Raw genomic sequence first — 16,945 nt, forward strand, 5'->3', positions numbered from 1 at the left:
CCATTCTTTTAGCTCAGATCTAACAATATTTTGGCTACGGAGCCCGGACCGCTCAGTAGCTTGTCAAAGCATGTTTTGCCATTCTCCAGCGGCTCATGCACAGTCCATCTCTCCAGGCAAGTGCCGCTCTCTTCGATCCACTTGAGCGCGATTTGAAAGTCGATTGGATTATAGCCGAAGGAGCCCAGCATCGTGAGCTCGTTGCGAATAGCGGTATTGACGGGCACAACACTGTCTGCCGTATGAAGACCTGAGAACACCACTCTACCGCCTGGTCTGGCGATACCCATACACTGCTGCCTGGTGGCATCGATGCCGACAGCATCCACGCACTTTTCGAAGCCGCGCGCCGGTGTCACTCTGGCCAGATCCTCCTCACAGGAGACGGCAATACCTCCCATTGCCCTGACAATGCCAAGCCTCTCCGCATTTAAATCCATAACCGCTGTATGCTGAACGCCATACCGCTGCGCAGCCCGGAGCACAAGCAGGCCAATAGGCCCAGCACCGGCAATGAACAGACTGTCTGATGGCTCCAGCGCGGCCAAGCGGGCAATACGAACCGCACAGGCAAGCGGCTCCGCTAGCGCAGCAGCGTCTAATGAAACGGATTCAGGAAGCACGTGAATGTTCCCGGCAGGAACAACAGCATATTCGGCGAACGCCCCTGGCCTGCCTGCTCCGACAAGACTTCGCTTCGGACACAGGTTCGCCCTACCGCTGTAGCAATCCATACAGATCCCGCAGGAGATCAGAGGATTAGCTGTCACCCGATCACCTGACTGAAGTCCCTCCACTCGGGTGCCAGCCTGCTCGATCACTCCCGCAAATTCATGCCCCATCACAAGCGGAGGCTTCCTGAGCGAGTTAAGTCCCAGATAGCCGCTCAGCTCTGAGCCGCATATGCCCGCCCAGTGAACACGTACAAGCACCTCGTGTTCCCCGGGCTGGGGAATCTCCATGGTACGAAGCTCCAGCTGCCGGGGACCTTCATACAATAACGCTCGCATCGTTTCAGCCATACTTTCTCCCCCTGTCCTTCTTATTTACCATTCCGCGTAGGAGCCGTCTTCGTTGCGCCAGATAGGGGAATGCCAGTTATGCCCCTTTTTGGCCGCTTCTCTGACCGCAGCTTCATTGATTTCAATACCGAGGCCAGGCTTGCCGGACATGCGCACATAACCCGCTTCATATTGGAATACATCCGGGTCCTTTAAGTAGCCGAGAACATCGCTGCCTTGATTATAATGAATGCCTAACCCTTGCTCCTGAATAACGAAATTCGGCGTGCAATTGTCGACCTGGAAGCATGAGGCCAGCGCGATCGGTCCAAGCGGGCAATGCGGCGCCAGACTGACATCGTATGCTTCCGCCATAGCTGCGATCTTCTTTGTCTCCAGAATACCGCCTGCATGGGAGAGGTCTGGTTGGATAATATCTACATATCCATCCTGCAGCAGCTGCTTGAAGCCCCAGCGCGTATACATACGCTCGCCCGTTGCAATCGGCGTATTCGTCATTCTAGCAATGTCCCTCAGCGCTTCGTTATGCTCCGGCAGCACAGGCTCCTCAATAAACATAGGTCTGAACGGCTCCAGCTCCTTTACAAGAATCTTGGCCATCGTCTTATGCACCCTGCCATGGAAGTCAACCGCAATGCCGACATCCGGCCCCACCGCAGCCCGCACAGCCTGCATCCGCTCAACGGCCTGGTCGATCTTCCTATAATCGTCTATATAATGAAGTTCTTCTGTTGCGTTCATTTTCAGCGCCTTGAAGCCCAGGGCAACCTGCATCAGTGCATGATTGCTCACATCGCTTGGCCGATCTCCGCCAATCCAGGCGTACACCTTGATCTTGTCGCGTACCGAGCCGCCAAGAAGATCGTAGATCGGCGCGTTGTAGTATTTGCCCTTGATATCCCATAATGCCTGCTCGATACCTGAGATCGCACTCATGAGGATGGGACCGCCCCGATAGAAGCCGCCGCGGTACATGACCTGGAAGAGATCCTCGATCTTCAGCGGATCCTTCCCTATCAGGTAATCCTTCAGCTCCTCAACCGCCGCCCTGGTGGTGGAGGCCCTGCCTTCCAGAATGGGCTCGCCCCAGCCCTCCAAGCCCGTGTCCGTGCTGATCTTCACAAACAGCCATCTAGGCTCAATCTGGAACAGCTCTATATCCGTTATCTTCATTACTCGAACCTCCCTTGAAATGCGGCCCTTCCCGCATAATGCCTGCCGATATCTTCATGAATTCGGAGCAGCTGATTATATTTGGCGAGCCGCGAGGAACCAGCTACAGAGCCGATCTTAATCTGACCGCCGTTCAGCCCCACTGCAAGGTCCGCCAGCGTATAATCCTCAGTCTCGCCGGATCGAGCAGATATAACGGTTAACAAGCCCGAGGATTCGGCGAGCTTGATCGCCTCCACAGTCTCCGATAACGTACCGATTTGATTCATCTTTACAAGAACAGCGTTGCCCGCCTTCTCCAGAATTCCTCTCTGAATTCGCTCCCGGTTGGTAGTAAATAGATCGTCTCCCACCAGTTGGATCTTGTGGCCAAGACGTTTCGTAAGCAGCACCCAGCCGCTCCAGTCCTCTTCCGCTAATCCATCCTCAATTGAGATGATGGGATACCTGTCTACCCATGACTCCAGCAGCGCTACCATTTCTTCGGACTGCAGCATTCGATGATCCGCTCCCAGCCGGTATATACCCTTATCCTCTTCGTAGAAATGGGAGGCTGCAACATCTAGTGCAATCGCCATATCATCTCGCAGCTTATAGCCGCATGCTTCGATCGCCTCGCACAATATATCCAGCGCCTCTTCATGACTGCCAAGGGCAGGTCCGAATCCCCCTTCATCCGCGAGCAGGCGGGATTGATAGCCCTTGGCTGCTAGTAAGCGCTGCGTACGGAAGTAAACGGCAGATATCATTTCCAGAGCCTCCGGATAGGAGGAAGCTCCTACCGGCATAATGAGAAAATCCTGAATATCAATATTGCCCCCGGCATGCAAACCACCGCTAATGATATTGACCATAGGCAGCGGTAGAGCAGGCGTATCTCCTTCAGCTAGAAACCGGTTGGCGAAATAGCGATACAAGGGCAGGCCTTCGGCTGCCGCTTGGGCATGAGCTGCTGCAAAGGATAAGCCAAGAATCGCATTGGCCCCCACTCTCGACTTGTTAGGCGTGCCGTCAAGTTCTACAAGCAGCTGATCCAGCATATGATGTTCTCCCGCCTCGACACCTGCAACAGCCTTCGACAGCTCATGATTGATATGGTCAACGGCCTTCCGTACTCCCTTGCCCTGGAAGCGTGCAGGCTCGCCGTCCCGAAGTTCCCATGCTTCGAATCTGCCTGTCGATGCGCCTGACGGGACCATCATACGCCCGCGATGTCCGCTCTCCAGGACAACATCGACCTCTACGGTTGGGTATCCCCGTGAATCCAGTATTTCTCTCCCGATAACATGTTTAATTTTGGCCATGGCCGACCCTCACTCCCAAACCTTGCGCAATTACTTCTCTTGCCTGCTCCTTGCTCGAACTTAACAACCATTGCTTGCTTAACCAACTTACATGCTCCATCATCGCGGCATTCGTGATGTACTCCACTGGCGATTTGCCATCTATCCTTGCCAACAGCATAAGGCCTAGATGCTTCATGAGTCCTGGAGGGACAGCACCGTAACTTCTAAGGAACGCTTCAATACAGCGCTGCGCGGCCTCCTCGCGTCCATAGGCTATTCCCTTCAGCACGAGATGGCCGATGCAGAAGGCCAGATCGAACACCGGATTGCCCCAATGTCCGACCTCATAATCAAGTAATATGACCTCATCATATCCCGCAACCAGTATGTTTTTGGGCGAAAAGTCGCCATGCACAAAGCAACGGCCAACCTCCGTCACTTCCCGCTTCAAGTCCTCAATAGGGCCAAGCAGCTCAGGGTATTTCCTGGCTAGTTCATTATGGAACGGATCGATGCGCAACTCATCAAAATACTTCATATCCTGAAGTGAATCGATGCTCTCCATCGGAAGGCTTCGGCTTGCCACATGCATCCTCCGCATCATCCTTCCGACAGCCTCTGCCGTTTCTGTCCTGAAGTGTCCCTCCTGCAACTGTGACTTCCAGGTTACCGCTCCTTCTGGCGCGCAGGTCATCATATATAGATACGCATCCTTATCCTGATAGACGATTGAGGGAACTTGACCAACATCCAGCAGGGGGTACATGGCGAGCATCGCCTCCTGCTCCCGTTCAATTCTAGCTACATCTGAGAACCATTCCGATTGAACCTTTAACTGAGGAAGAGCTTGCTTTAACACCCATCGCCCCCGGACTGTTACAATCTTCCATACCTGACAGCTTACGCCTCCGCTAAGTTCGGTAATGACACTCGGCTCGTCAGCGGTCAGCCACTCCACACTCAGCAGGTAAGCTCTCACCTCGTTTGCAGACCCCAGAATCATGGTGCCAACTCCTCTCCATCATGTAGCATGACGATTTTGACTGTTGGCTTCGTCTTGTTCCGCAGCGCTTCAAAAGCCTCCTCGTATTGGTCAATAGAGAAGCGATGCGTAATAAGCACTTCCAGCTCCAGCTTGTGGGCTTCCAACAGCTTCAGCGCTTGATGCCAGGACTTCGTCGTATAGGAGAAGATGCCATGCACAGTCAAATCTCTCAGCATCATATAATCGCTCTCCACGACTAGCTTCTTGCCTGTTCCAGCGACACCAGTCAGCACAATATGGCCTCCGCTGCGCGCCAGCTCCATGCTAAGCCTGACCGCCTCTTCACTGCCAGATGTCTCGACAATGAGGTCAGCGCCTTGCCCTTCTGTCCATACTTGGATGGCGGCGTGCACGTCCATAATGCGGCTGTTGACGAAATGCGAAGCGCCGATTGTTCGTCCTAGCTCCAACTGCTCATTCCTCCGTCCGATCAGACAGATGGAATCCACGCCGAAAGCTTTCAATAGCTGTACGGTCAACAAACCAAGCGTACCAGGTCCAATAATAACCGCTTTCATTCCAGGCTGAATTGGCGTTCTCGTAATGCCGCGAAGCACCGTCGCAGCCGGTTCGATTAATACAGCAGCTTCATAGGAGACTTCAGCCGGGATAAGATGGACGGCTCGGGCAGGAACAATGACCAACTCCGCCCCGCCGCCAGGGCGGGTAAAGCCAAGCTGATCATATTGATGGCAGAGATTCGTCCGACCTTCTCGGCAGTAGGCGCAGCTGCCGCATGACAATAAGCCTTCGGCAATGACCCTGTCCCCTGGCCTGACGCTTGTCACCTCGGTGCCGCATTCTACGACTATTCCGCTCCATTCATGTCCAGGTATAACGGGATACTTCACGAAATCGGAGGAAATCTGCCCTTCATAAATTTCGAGATCCGTCCCGCAGATGCCGACGGCCTTGGATCGAACTCGAACATCATGAGGACCTAACGGCTGGGCCTCCATCTCCTCCAGTTGCATATGATGCGGGTTGCGGATAACCAAGGCTTTCATCGATCAGCATCCCTTCATGACATTGGTCAAGGCTCCGAGCTTCTCAATTTTAACGGTGACGACATCCCCGTCCTTCAGCCAAACCTGACGTTCTTCCGGATAACCGGCCACCACGCCCTCAGGCGTCCCGGTAAGAATAAGGTCGCCAGGCTCCAGCGTCATATATTGGGAGATGTATTGAATAATTTCTGGAACGGTGAAAATCATGTCTCTCGTGTTCGAGCTCTGCCGCAGCTCCCCGTTTAGATATAGCTTAATATCCAACACGTTGGGATCGCCTACTTCATCCGCTGTGACAAGATAAGGGCCAGCCGGACAGAAGCCGTCTAATATTTTGCCAAGCATCCACTGGCTCGTACGCATCTGAAGATCACGCGCAGACAGGTCATTGACGTTGCAGTAGCCGAATACGACATCCAGCGCTTCTTCTTGTTTGACGTTTCTGGCCGTCTTGCCGATCACGATGCCCAGCTCAGCCTCGTAATCGTATTTGACCGCTTGAGCGGGAAGCCCCACTTCCGCTCCATGTCCGACGGGGCCATTGGAGAATTTGTTGAACAGAATAGGCACCTGAGGTACGGGGAGTCCCGCCTCCTCCGCGTGCTTCTTGTAATTAAGACCGATGCAAATAATTTTTTTCCCTGCCGGTATGGAGGGTGCGAACACTACCTCTTGCTCCGGCAGCCACTCACCATGGCTTGCAGCGGCAAGCTCCGTTGCATCAGCCCTTCCGGCAATAACGTCCTCCAGGCTCGCTTCAATCGGCAGAATCCCTTGCTCTCCCGCAACCGCGCAGGTTAACTTGCCCTCTAATTGAATGTGTACCAGCTTCATTCTTGTTGCCTCCTCATGGGATATCGAATTGATAATAGAATCGTATCACGGCTTATCCCGCAAATAATTGAAACAATTCGCCATATTGTTGGATTTTTCCGATTAAAATCGAAACAAGTTTCTATCGACTCGCGCGAGGCCTATTCGACAACTTTAACCTTACAGGTATTGGATACGGCTTGGATAGAAGTGCAAATCGCCTTTATCGCAAGCTCGCCTGGCTTGGTGCCCTGTACAAGGAGCAGTCCTCTGCCCAGCTCTGTCACAAGGCTTGTGCTCTGATAAGGCTGCACATTGTCAGGGCTGCCATTGTCTACCCCAAGAATGCGGCATTCACCCTCCACCTCGAAGGCAAGCTCAACATTTTGGTTCGTAATGGCATGCCCCTGTTCATCCAATAGCTGAACGGTTACATGAACGACATGATCGGGATGAATCTGGAGGGTGTCCTTGTCCACAAGCAGCTGAATGGTATGAAGAGGGCCTACCGTATGAATACTGGCAGAGGTTGATTCATCGGCTCGCTTGCCGACAGCTCGCATCCCTCCTGCGGCATAAGGCACTGCCCATTTGTAGATATGGTCCTCGAACTGCTCCAGGCGTTTGGCGGCAAGCAAGGTGTCGTTCAAATACAAGGAAACCTCTTCGCAATTGGAATATACCTCGACCACAACCAACTCTCCATCCCTATAGTTCCAATGGGAATTTACGTCATGCCAGAACCACACTCTCTCCTGCCAGCCGCCAGGCACCTTCTCCACCAGCTCACCGGCCTCATTCAGGCGATACAAGGATTCCTCCAAAGCCTGCGTGACGAGATGGACATGCGGCTCTTCATTCCATAAGCTCTTGAACATATGATAGGAAGGCTTCTGGAACCCGGCGAAATCCAGCAGACCAAGATTGGAGCCCTTCCGCGGCCAAGGCTTCTGAATGGCTTCGCCCATATGATCGATGCCTGTCCAGAGGAAGATGCCTGGAATATGCTCTCTCTCCAGCACCGCCTTCCATTCATGCCACTGGGCTACATTCTCCGTTCCCAGTATCGGCTTGTCGGGATAATGCTGATGTCCGTAATCATAGATCACCCGGCGGTAGCTGTACCCTGCAATATCCAGCTCGTCGATATAGCCCGTTTCGTAGCTTGCGCTGGGCAGAATGCAATTCGCTGTAACGGGTCTCGTTGTATCCAGCTCCTTGGTCCAGCGTGTCAAGAGCCGGGCTGTCTTGTCAATGTCATAGGCGTCTCTTGGCAGCCCCTGAATGATCTCGCGAATTTTATCCTTGCTGTTCGGCGGAAGTGTCCAGAAATAATTGCCAGATGCATTCATGCCGAAGTAGCCGGTCGCTTCATTATATTTCGGAAACGTCCATTCAATTTCATTGCCTATGCTCCATTGGAAAATACAAGGATGGTTCCGGTCCCGCAGCACCGTGTCCTGCAGATCCTGCTTGGCATACTCGCGGAAATATTCGGCATGCCCCCGCGTAATATAATCCACCCGCTGCTCCCCGCCGTTGCTGCGCTTATCCTTCGGATTATCCCATTCATCGAAGAACTCCTCCTGCACCAGGAAGCCCATCTCGTCGCATAGATCCAGGAAGTCCTCCGAGGCTGGGTTATGGGCTGTCCGGATGGCATTGCATCCGCATGCCTTCAGCGTCTCCAGCCTGCGTCTCCATACATCCAGAGGCACCGCCACGCCAACAAGCCCGCCATCATGATGCAGATTGACCCCTTTAATTAACGTGTTCCTTCCATTAAAAAAGAAGCCTTTGTCGGCATCGAATCGGAACTCTCGTATGCCTATACGATCCTCTACCGTCTGGATGGTCCGTCCGTCTCCCACTACCTCAACAATTGCGCGGTACAGCTTGCCATCATGAATTTCCCATCGCTCCGGATTCGGAATCTTCCATTCCATCTGAAGCTCCTCTGATTGATTACCTGCCAGAGAGCAGCTCACTCTCTCCTTGGCTGCAAGCTGACCATCCGGTCCGAAGAGGCTGCCGATCAGTTCCGCTTGCTGCAGGCCCGCTTCATCATTCCGCAAGGTGATGACCCCACGTACAACAGCAAACGCATCATCGACGACCGGCGTCGTGTAATAGGTGCCCCACACGGGGATATGAAGCTTAGGCATAATATGAATGGCTGCCTTCCGATAAATGCCGGAGCCCGTATACCATCTGCTGTCCGCGTAGCGGGAATGATCGACCTTCACCGCAATGAGATTGTCCTCGCCCTCAGCATGCAGGCAATCCGTTATATCCACCAGGCATGGCGAATAGCCGTAGGGATGGAACCGTACAAGCTGCCCGTTGCAATAGATGCTTGCCCGATTATAGATGCCGTCGAAGTTGATGATGATCTTGCTTCCGATCATCTCAGGCGTGGACGTGAAGCGCTTGCGATACCAGCCAATTCCCCCGGGCAGATAGCCGGTGCAGGCTTCCCCCTTCTCCTGATCAAACGGGAACTCCACACTCCAATCATGGGGCAGATCCAGTGTTCGCCATGAGGTATCATCCGTTGCCAGCAAATGGGGAGACTCCGGCTCCCCCAGCATAAACTTCCAGTCCTGTATAAAAGGAATTCCTCTCATCTCGCTATCTCTCCCTTGGTTCATTCTCATTCATAAATGCGAAGCTCGACACATAGATGAAGCGTTCCCCGCGCGCCAACAGATGACACTTCTGCTCCGGATACTGCTCGTATACATACTGCACGAACGAGCCCGGCTTCTCTGTATTCCAATCGAACGTATCATAATGAAGAGGGATCACGGTGTCCGCGCCAATCTCCCAAGACAGCTCCGCTGCCTCCCGATAATTCATATTGCCGGCAATATTCCGGCTGGCGCGATAATAGTCGCGTCCATTAATAGGCAGACAGGCTACATCTATGCACGCACTCCGCAGCCGTGCGGCCAATCCGTCATAGACCAGCGTATCTCCCGCATGATACAGGGTCACGCCATTCAATCGGATGACGTATCCGACATACCGATGCTCCCCGCCAGCGTCAACCTCGAACTGCTCATGCATGGCCGGTATAGACCATACTTGAAGCTGATCGCCAAGCAGCGACAGAGGCTCCTCTGTATGGGCATTGAAGACACGATGAGGCGCAAAGCCAAGTTCCACAATCGTGCTGGCGCAATATTTGGGAGCGACAACAAGGCTGTCCGGGCTGCTATGACAGATAACCTTCATCGTACCGGCATCCAGATGATCCTCATGGTCATGCGTAATGAGACTGACAGCAGCATTCGTAATATCGGCTGGAACAAGCGGCGGCTCATACAATCGCTGGAGACCCAACTTGCTCCTCACATCATCGGATACGAAGGGATCGAAGTAGAGAAGGATGCCGTCCCCCTTCACCACAATGCTCTCCTGGCCCAGCAGCCAGATCGCAAGGGTGCCGTAAGGCGGAGTTGTTGCATTCATTTCGTCAATCAGCCTCTCATTAGCTCGTATGCGCGAGCCTTGCAGCATTTATCCTTCACCACCTATTCCTAATAAGGAATCAGCCTGCGGTCGGTAGACCGCAGGCCAATCTGACGACAATTACTTATAATTAATGAAAACAGTTCGCTTCTGCATGTACCCCTCAAGTCCATATTCGCCATCCTCACCGCCAAGACCGCTCAGCTTGTGACCGCTGTGGTAGGCTTGCATGCAGCCCGACATACCTTGGTTGACGAATACAGTGCCTGCCTGAATGACGTCAGTACCGTGCATCATCTTTTTGATATCGCTCGTGAACAGATAGGCGGCCAAGCCTAGTTCACTTGCATTTACAATTTTGATAGCCTCTTCGAAGCTTTTAATTTTTACAATCGGCAGCACCGGGCCAAATATCTCCTTCTGCGCAGCTGCCATGTCCGGCTTCACATCAACAAGGACAGTCGGCTCATACCAATAGCCCTTATCGAAGATGCCGCCGCTAGGACGCTTGCCTCCAAAGGCTACCTTGGCGCCTTGGGCTACCGTTTCTTGAACAATGTCGTCAATTTTTTGCAGATCATTGCCATTCGCCTTAGGCCCCATCGTTACAGTGCTGTCGAAAGGATCCCCCACTTTAATAGCCTTCATATGCTCCAGAAGCTTGGCTGTGAAGGCTTCGGCCACCTTCTCGTGAACAAGCACCAGCTCATTGCACACACATACCTGCCCGCAGTTCGCGAATCGGGCTGAGACAGCCGCTGCCGCCGCTTGGTCAATATCAGCATCCTCCAATACGATGAACGGGGCTTTGCCGCCCAGCTCCAGAGACAATGCGGTAATGTTGTCGGAAGCCGCCTTGTAGATCTGCTGACCCGCGCGTACGCTGCCGGTTACCGTTACCATCTTCGTAATTGGGCTGCTCACCAGAAGCTGTCCCACCTCCGCGCCTGTGCCTGTCACGAAGTTCGCAACGCCAGGAGGGAAGCCTGCCTCATGAATCAGGTTAAAAAACTCGGCCGAAGCGATTGGCGTAAGCTCATGCGGCTTAATGATCATCGTATTGCCCGTCACAAGCGCCGGTCCAAGCTTCCTGCCGATCAAGGCCAGCGGATAGTTCCATGCGCATAAGCCAATAGTGACGCCATATGGCACCTTGCGAATCTGCAGCATCTCGCCTTCCTTATTGGAAGGAAGAATATCGCCTTTAATTTTGTTGGCGGATTCCACGGCGAACATCATATAAGCCATCGTATCTTCCACTTCTCCGAGCGCCTCACGATACGTCTTGCCCTGTTCCATCACCAGCAGCTTGGCTAGGAACTCGCGCTTCTCCTTCACCTTCTCCACCAATTTGACCAAATAAGACGCACGCTTCACGGCAGGCAGCGCCTGCCACGCCTGCTGCGCCCGCTCGGACGATTCCAGCGCCTTCTGCACATCCTCGGCAGAGGCATCGCTTACCCGTCCAATCACCTCTTCATTCGCCGGGTTCTGCACCTCAATCAGCCGATCCGATGATGCCTCCACCCATTGACCGTCTATATATAAACGATAATAGTCTTGTCCATTGCGATTGCCCTTCATCATTGTGCTCCATCTCCCTTTCGCTTCTATTATTATTGGCCCTTGAATTGCGGAGCTCTCTTCTCCTTAAAGGCTGCCTTGCCCTCCTGCGCGTCCTCTGTCGTGAAGCAGAAGGAGAACAGGCTGTTCTCATATTGCAGGCCTGCGTCAAGCGGCATATTCATGGCCGCTCGAAGTGCAAGCTTCGCGTTCTCAACAGCGATTGGACTATATGCCGCGATGGCGCCTGCCGTCTCGTAGACCAGCTTCTTCAGCTCACCAGGCTCCACGAGCTGCTCAACCAATCCGCAACGCAAAGCTTCCTCCGCTGACAACAGCCTCCCCGTCAACACCATCTCCGCAGCCTTGCCTGCACCTACAATTCTCGGAAGCAACTGCGTGCTTCCGCTGCCTCCGATCCAGCCCAGCTTAATTTCAGCTGCGCTGAACCTGGCATTGGATGACGCCATACGAATATCGGCCTGCAGCGCAAGCTCCAGTCCTCCGCCAATGGCATACCCATTAACCATAGCGATGACAGGCTTGCGAATGCTGCGAATCGCCATACAATAATCATCTCGATTACGCAGATCCCATGGACTTCCGTAATCATCCAGCACATCAATGTCGCTGCCGGCGGAGAAGCTCTTCTCGCCTTCGCCGGTGAGAACGACGACTCGTACGCCCTTATCCTTGTTGATCCCCTGACAAAGCTCGCTGAGCCGCTCGCCCATCGCCCGCGTGACGGTATTCAGCTTGCCCGGTCTGGCAAGCGTAATCGTTCCTACATAATTGTCAACCTCATATCGAATATCGTTGTTGTCCATCGACTTACCTCCCTCCATCGTTGTCCACCGAACCCTCAAGACCGAAGTCCCTATTAATTCGTACCGTGTGCTCGCCGACTGGAGGCGCTCCTTTCTCATGCTTGAGCAGCTGTCCGTTCACCCTTGCCGGGTAACGCGTCGTCTTGAACACCTCGCCGCTTGGCCTTACGACCTCCTGGAACATATCCAGCACCTTGATGCCTTCATGCTGAAGAGTCTGCTCCCAATCGAACACCTCAGCGCACCAATAATCGGCCGGCTCGAGAATATCGAGCCACTCCTTTGTCGACCTCGTCTTCAGATGACGATTCAATATTCCCTTAATGGTGTCCCGCTCATCGAACCAAGCTGACCGCTCCGTATAGACGAGCAGCTCTTCGCACTGCAGCAGTTCGCCTAATGTCAGAATGGAGCCCATAGCCAGCGCGATATAGCCATCCTTTGTTTCATAGATGCCATATGGCGCGCCAAGGTAAGCATGGGCATTCCGGAACCTGCTTCGCTTGGGCAGCTCTCTCGGCTCTTTGTTCATATAAGCGCTCAGCACTTCGAATTGGAAATCCAGAGCCGCCTCCATCAGACTGATCTCCACTAGTCCGCCCTGACCGGTCTTCTCTCGCTTGTACAGCAAGCCCAGCAATGCCTGAACAAATACGGAGCTGGTATGCAAATCAATTGTTGCTAATCCGAAGGGAACAGGCGGCTGCTCGCCGTCGCCGTTCAGCCAGGCTAAGCCGGACATAGATTGAACCAGCAAATCCTGACCCGGCTTGTTCTTCCAAGGGCCTTCCACGCCGTAGCCAGTAATGCTGCCGTATATAATGCCAGGATTCAGCGCCTTGACCGATTCATAGTCAAGACCGAGCTTCTCCATAGCGCCGGGGCGAAAATTTTCAATGATGACATCCGCCTGCTGGATCAACCGTTTTACTTTTGCGAGATCAGAGGGGTCCTTCAGGTTGGCAGCATAGCTTTCCTTGTTCCGATTCATAGACTGGAATACGGTGCTCTCTCCGTCTACCCTTAGATTTGACAATGTCAGCTGGCGGCTTCCATCACCCGCGTTCGGCCTTTCGATCTTGATGACTCGCGCCCCCAAATCGGCTAACCGAAGCGCTGAGACAGGACCTGCCAGATATTGGCTGAAATCCAGTACAACAATATCCTCCAGCAGCTTCATTCTGCTCACATCCCCGTTTCCTGATGCTCTCGTCTAACCTGTATATGCATTTCGTTTAAGGTTTGAATAACCGTTCTCCGCTCCGGCGCCTGATTCATCAGGCGGTACCGAATCAGATTGCCAGCCTGCTTCTGGAAGCTGATATAGCCATGGAAACGCGGTCTCATGGAGCCGTGTGTCAATGTGTCCAGCGTGTTCTTGAAGAAGCCGCCGGAGAGACGATTCACCTCGGGGTCCAGCCATGCCTCCCGATGGCCTGGCTGACCGTCATTCAGGAAAAACGAGGTGCGCTGGAACTCTGGTGAAGCGACCATAACGGCGAAACTGGCAGCGATGTCAGAATGCCGGCATTGCGACGAAATCGCAAGCCCTACACCGCCAATCATGCTGCCGCTTGGCACGCCGCTGTCAGATGGAATGTTGCCGAAGCTCGCCAGGTACGGTCGAAAGCCGACTCTCGCATAATTGGAATACCCGTAGATAAGCGGAATGTACGCTATTTCATTGCTGGTACCCATAAGATTCAGCATTTGAATGGGATCCTGATGCACCGATTCCGAATGTACATACGGCATCAGGCTTTCCATAAGCGCAAGCGCCTGCTCGCCTACCTCCATAGGAAGATCAAGACCTTCACTCCAATAGGCCCGGTTCGACAGCTGCGCGCATAACGTGAAGAAAGTTGAATACGCATGCACTGGCACAAGCGGTAGGCCAATTGACTGCCCTTTGGGCAGTTTCTTGGCGATGGCGAGCACGTCGCTCCAGCTTCGGGCAGGCGATAGACCGACCTGATCCAGCAAATCCTGTCTGTAGGCGCTGACTTGAGCTGCTGCATCCACAGGCAGCGCCCACTGCTTGCCTTCATACGTATAGCTGGCGTAGCTTAATCCTGTCGAATGAAGCTCCTGATCCTTCAGAAAAGCCTCCTCTACCCGATCATTCAAGGGCAACAGCAGTCCCTTCGCAACTGCTGTTCCTATATGGGGGTGATCAATCATAATGAGATCATAGGTATCTGCAAGCAGCTCCAGCGGATACAGCTCGAAATCAGACAGAGAACGCGCGTCCCATTCAATCTCGACGTTAGGCTCCAGCTTGCGGAACGCCTCAGAGGCGGCTGCCAATGGGTTCAAGCCGCGCTCATGAGACCATGTCATTCCTTTTAATTTCAATTTCATCACCATCTCTTCAACGTGTAATGTTCCATTCCGATTCAACAACGGCGTTATGCTCTCCAATACGCGGCGCTCCTCTAGAGGACTGCAGCCGATGGCCGTTCAACCTGATGGGACAGGAGATTGCCGTCATACGGGCTCCGTTGCTTCGATAGATGTCCTGCGTCATACGCAGCTCTCTGAACGCTTCCTCCTGCATAAGCTGCATCCAATCCAGCAGCTCCTCGCAAGGAATGCCGGCCTTTTGCAGTTCAACGCTCCAATAATGAGCAGGACGTGTTGTCAGCAGCTCCTCCATGCGGGCAGCCGTAGCTTCGCCGAGCGTATCCAAGGTGAAGTGAGGGGCAATCGCCTGGGCCAATGTGTGAAGAGGCATATCGCCGAGCGCAATATAGCCTGCAGCTGTTGGATACAGCCCCTTCAGCCAGCGGATGGACTCCGATCCTTCTGCTCCTTCGACAGGTAAGCTAGAGCCTCGATCCGGCATCCACTTTTCCTCCCAGATCTCCTGCATGGCATCCAAGGTGGATGCCAGCATATTGACCTCTACAAATGCGCCGCTGCCTTGGATGGATCGACGCACAAGAGCCGCCAGCATGCCTTGCACAAGGTGGGCTCCGGTTATCATATCTGCAATGGCAAGACCAAATGGGATAGGCACCCGTCTCGACTTGTCTCGGTGCAGCCAGGGCAGCCCCGTGAGCGCCTGGAGCAGCAGATCCTGTCCAGGTCTATCACGGAGTGGACTGTTCCCTCCATATCCGCTAATAGAGCCGTAGATGAGACGCGGATTAATGGCTTTCACCTCTTCATAGCCGAAACCAAGCTTCTCAATGACACCCGGCCGAAAATTCTGAACCATCATATCCGCATGGCTCAGCAGCTTCCGCACCTTGCAACGATCAGTCTCGGACTTCAAGTCGACAGCATAGCTTTCCTTATTCCGATTGATGGAGTGAAACAGCGTGCTGTCCCCATCCAGCTCCAAATTCGAAATATACAGCCTTCTGCACAAATCCCCGCAGTCCAGCCGCTCAATCTTTATGACTCGCGCGCCCAAATCCGCTAATCGCAAGCCTGCATAAGGACCAGACAGGAATTGACTGAAGTCAAGCACAAGCAAGCCCTCCAGCGGTCTCGGCATCATGATGTATCACTCTCGCTTCAACTTAATATGCAGCTGCTGCGGCTATAGCAGCTGAAATTCCGCCTCAAGCCTGGCGTTGTCCATGCCCGCCTGCCCAACTCCACGGCGACTTCCCATATAGTTGTTGTCGAATCGAATGGGACAATAAGGCGTAAGGAATAAGCCTCGCTCCTCCGCTTGCACCTGCTGTATATTCCGCAAGGCTAGGAAGCCTTCGTGCTGAAGCAGTTCGTCAACCGTCTGAACCACGGCGCACCAGTAGCCGCCCGCTACCAGGTCCTCCGCCCAGTCCGCAGCCGCTTTGGTTCTGAGATGATCGGCGAGCAGACCTTTAATTTCATCCCGCCTCAAGAACCAGCTGGCAACATCCTCATAGTGGGCCAAAGCTTCGCATTGCAGCAGCGCGCCCAGCTCCAGCACAGAGCCCATAGCCAGAGCCAAATACCCATCAGCCGTCTCATAGATTCCATATGGAGCCGCCAGATAAGCATGGGCATTATTTAACGAGCTTCGCTGCGGCAACTGTCCTCCATCATTAAGATGAGTCGTCAACACCTCGAATTGATAATCAATCGCCGACTCCAGCAGACTAACCTCAACAAGCATTCCCTCCCCCGACTTGGAACGGAGCACAAGAGCGGCCAGAATGCCTTGCACGAGATTTGCGCTTGCGAACATCTCCACCGTGGACAGCGGGAATGGGATTGGGGGATCATTGGCATTTCCGCTCAGCCAAGGCATGCCCGTGAGTGACTGGACGAACAAGTCATCATACGGCTTCGCACTCCAGGCTCCTTTCCGGCCATAACCCGTTATGCTGGCATGGATCAGCTTGGCATTCAGCGCTTGCGTTCTCTCATAGGGGAGCAGCGTTGTCTGCAACCCGCTTGCAGGCGGCCCTTCGATGAGAACATCAGCTTCCGCAATCAGCTTGCTCAGCTTCGCATGCTCTCCTCCAGTGGCGACGCAGAACTGAAATCTCTCCTTGTTGCGGTACAAGCTGATGAGCGGAAGCGGCTCATCCTCCGTCCCCTCGATTCGGATGACACGCGCCCCAAGATCAGCCAGTCTTAACCCCGCGAAGGGACCGGCAAGCTGCGTGCAGTATTCCACAACGAGCAAACCCTCTAATGGAAGCAAGCCATCCCCTCCTGAGCCGTTACAATCTTCCAAGAAACAGGGGAAGGGATGGAACAAACGTAGTCGCATGTTCATCCCTTACTCCCTCAA

The 16,945-nt window shown here is 53.7% G+C and carries 14 protein-coding genes; all 14 read right to left on the reverse strand.

Translation table 11 applies throughout. The features are described from left to right. Window positions 1-8: 8 nt before the first annotated feature. The 14 genes from KJW29_RS18730 to KJW29_RS18795 all read right to left on the reverse strand — a co-directional run bounded on the left by KJW29_RS18730 (window position 9) and on the right by KJW29_RS18795 (window position 16,855). Window positions 9-1,022 (reverse strand): zinc-dependent alcohol dehydrogenase, encoded by a 1,014-nt coding sequence (locus KJW29_RS18730; protein WP_246608279.1) that lies wholly within the window; start codon window positions 1,020-1,022, stop codon window positions 9-11. A 24-nt stretch (window positions 1,023-1,046) separates the two neighbouring features. Further along, window positions 1,047-2,195, reverse strand: a complete 1,149-nt coding sequence (gene dgoD, locus KJW29_RS18735) for a galactonate dehydratase (RefSeq protein WP_087568966.1) — start codon at window positions 2,193-2,195, stop codon at window positions 1,047-1,049. Then, window positions 2,195-3,499 (reverse strand): phosphopyruvate hydratase, encoded by a 1,305-nt coding sequence (eno, locus tag KJW29_RS18740; protein ID WP_214625729.1) that lies wholly within the window; start codon window positions 3,497-3,499, stop codon window positions 2,195-2,197. The genes dgoD and eno overlap by 1 nt, the downstream gene beginning before the upstream one ends. Next, entirely contained in the window at window positions 3,486-4,484 is a 999-nt protein-coding gene (locus KJW29_RS18745; RefSeq protein WP_214625730.1) for a phosphotransferase family protein, read from the reverse strand. The genes eno and KJW29_RS18745 overlap by 14 nt, the downstream gene beginning before the upstream one ends. After that, window positions 4,481-5,533: a zinc-dependent alcohol dehydrogenase gene (locus tag KJW29_RS18750; RefSeq protein ID WP_087568969.1), complete on the reverse strand. Its 1,053-nt coding sequence runs from the start codon at window positions 5,531-5,533 to the stop codon at window positions 4,481-4,483. Before KJW29_RS18750 ends, KJW29_RS18745 begins: the two co-directional genes overlap by 4 nt. Window positions 5,534-5,536: 3 nt before the next feature. Next, window positions 5,537-6,367 carry a fumarylacetoacetate hydrolase family protein gene (locus KJW29_RS18755; protein WP_087568970.1) on the reverse strand — a complete coding sequence of 277 codons (831 nt, stop codon included), beginning with the start codon at window positions 6,365-6,367 and terminating at the stop codon, window positions 5,537-5,539. A gap of 140 nt (window positions 6,368-6,507) precedes the next feature. Beyond that, window positions 6,508-8,973, reverse strand: a complete 2,466-nt coding sequence (locus KJW29_RS18760) for a glycoside hydrolase family 2 TIM barrel-domain containing protein (protein ID WP_087568971.1) — start codon at window positions 8,971-8,973, stop codon at window positions 6,508-6,510. A 4-nt stretch (window positions 8,974-8,977) separates the two neighbouring features. Beyond that, window positions 8,978-9,868 carry an MBL fold metallo-hydrolase gene (locus KJW29_RS18765; RefSeq protein WP_087568972.1) on the reverse strand — a complete coding sequence of 297 codons (891 nt, stop codon included), beginning with the start codon at window positions 9,866-9,868 and terminating at the stop codon, window positions 8,978-8,980. Between the two features lie 72 nt (window positions 9,869-9,940). Continuing rightward, entirely contained in the window at window positions 9,941-11,407 is a 1,467-nt protein-coding gene (aldA, locus tag KJW29_RS18770; protein WP_087568973.1) for an aldehyde dehydrogenase, read from the reverse strand. A 29-nt stretch (window positions 11,408-11,436) separates the two neighbouring features. Beyond that, window positions 11,437-12,210, reverse strand: coding sequence for an enoyl-CoA hydratase/isomerase family protein (locus KJW29_RS18775; RefSeq protein ID WP_087568974.1), 774 nt, complete (start codon window positions 12,208-12,210; stop codon window positions 11,437-11,439). Between the two features lie 4 nt (window positions 12,211-12,214). Then, complete coding sequence (locus KJW29_RS18780) at window positions 12,215-13,390, reverse strand: CaiB/BaiF CoA transferase family protein (RefSeq protein WP_087568975.1); 1,176 nt, start codon at window positions 13,388-13,390, stop codon at window positions 12,215-12,217. A gap of 5 nt (window positions 13,391-13,395) precedes the next feature. After that, window positions 13,396-14,571, reverse strand: coding sequence for an ABC transporter substrate-binding protein (locus KJW29_RS18785; RefSeq protein ID WP_246608280.1), 1,176 nt, complete (start codon window positions 14,569-14,571; stop codon window positions 13,396-13,398). 10 nt (window positions 14,572-14,581) lie between these two features. Continuing rightward, entirely contained in the window at window positions 14,582-15,715 is a 1,134-nt protein-coding gene (locus KJW29_RS18790; protein ID WP_087568976.1) for a CaiB/BaiF CoA transferase family protein, read from the reverse strand. Between the two features lie 42 nt (window positions 15,716-15,757). Beyond that, window positions 15,758-16,855, reverse strand: coding sequence for a CoA transferase (locus KJW29_RS18795; protein ID WP_087568977.1), 1,098 nt, complete (start codon window positions 16,853-16,855; stop codon window positions 15,758-15,760). Window positions 16,856-16,945: the final 90 nt, after the last annotated feature.

It is taken from the genome of Paenibacillus agaridevorans (genome assembly GCF_018604145.1).
Lineage (GTDB): Bacteria > Bacillota > Bacilli > Paenibacillales > Paenibacillaceae > Pristimantibacillus > Pristimantibacillus agaridevorans.

Coding starts and splice junctions, on each gene's coding strand:
- KJW29_RS18755 (WP_087568970.1), bottom strand. CDS start 6,367: ATGAAGCTGGTACACATTCAATTAGAGGGCAAGTTAACCTGCGCGGTT.
- KJW29_RS18780 (WP_087568975.1), bottom strand. CDS start 13,390: ATGAAGCTGCTGGAGGATATTGTTGTACTGGATTTCAGCCAATATCTG.
- KJW29_RS18745 (WP_214625730.1), bottom strand. CDS start 4,484: ATGATTCTGGGGTCTGCAAACGAGGTGAGAGCTTACCTGCTGAGTGTG.
- aldA (WP_087568973.1), bottom strand. CDS start 11,407: ATGATGAAGGGCAATCGCAATGGACAAGACTATTATCGTTTATATATA.
- KJW29_RS18775 (WP_087568974.1), bottom strand. CDS start 12,210: ATGGACAACAACGATATTCGATATGAGGTTGACAATTATGTAGGAACG.
- KJW29_RS18785 (WP_246608280.1), bottom strand. CDS start 14,571: ATGAAATTGAAATTAAAAGGAATGACATGGTCTCATGAGCGCGGCTTG.
- KJW29_RS18760 (WP_087568971.1), bottom strand. CDS start 8,973: ATGAGAGGAATTCCTTTTATACAGGACTGGAAGTTTATGCTGGGGGAG.
- KJW29_RS18790 (WP_087568976.1), bottom strand. CDS start 15,715: ATGATGCCGAGACCGCTGGAGGGCTTGCTTGTGCTTGACTTCAGTCAA.
- KJW29_RS18750 (WP_087568969.1), bottom strand. CDS start 5,533: ATGAAAGCCTTGGTTATCCGCAACCCGCATCATATGCAACTGGAGGAG.
- KJW29_RS18730 (WP_246608279.1), bottom strand. CDS start 1,022: ATGGCTGAAACGATGCGAGCGTTATTGTATGAAGGTCCCCGGCAGCTG.
- eno (WP_214625729.1), bottom strand. CDS start 3,499: ATGGCCAAAATTAAACATGTTATCGGGAGAGAAATACTGGATTCACGG.
- dgoD (WP_087568966.1), bottom strand. CDS start 2,195: ATGAAGATAACGGATATAGAGCTGTTCCAGATTGAGCCTAGATGGCTG.
- KJW29_RS18765 (WP_087568972.1), bottom strand. CDS start 9,868: ATGCTGCAAGGCTCGCGCATACGAGCTAATGAGAGGCTGATTGACGAA.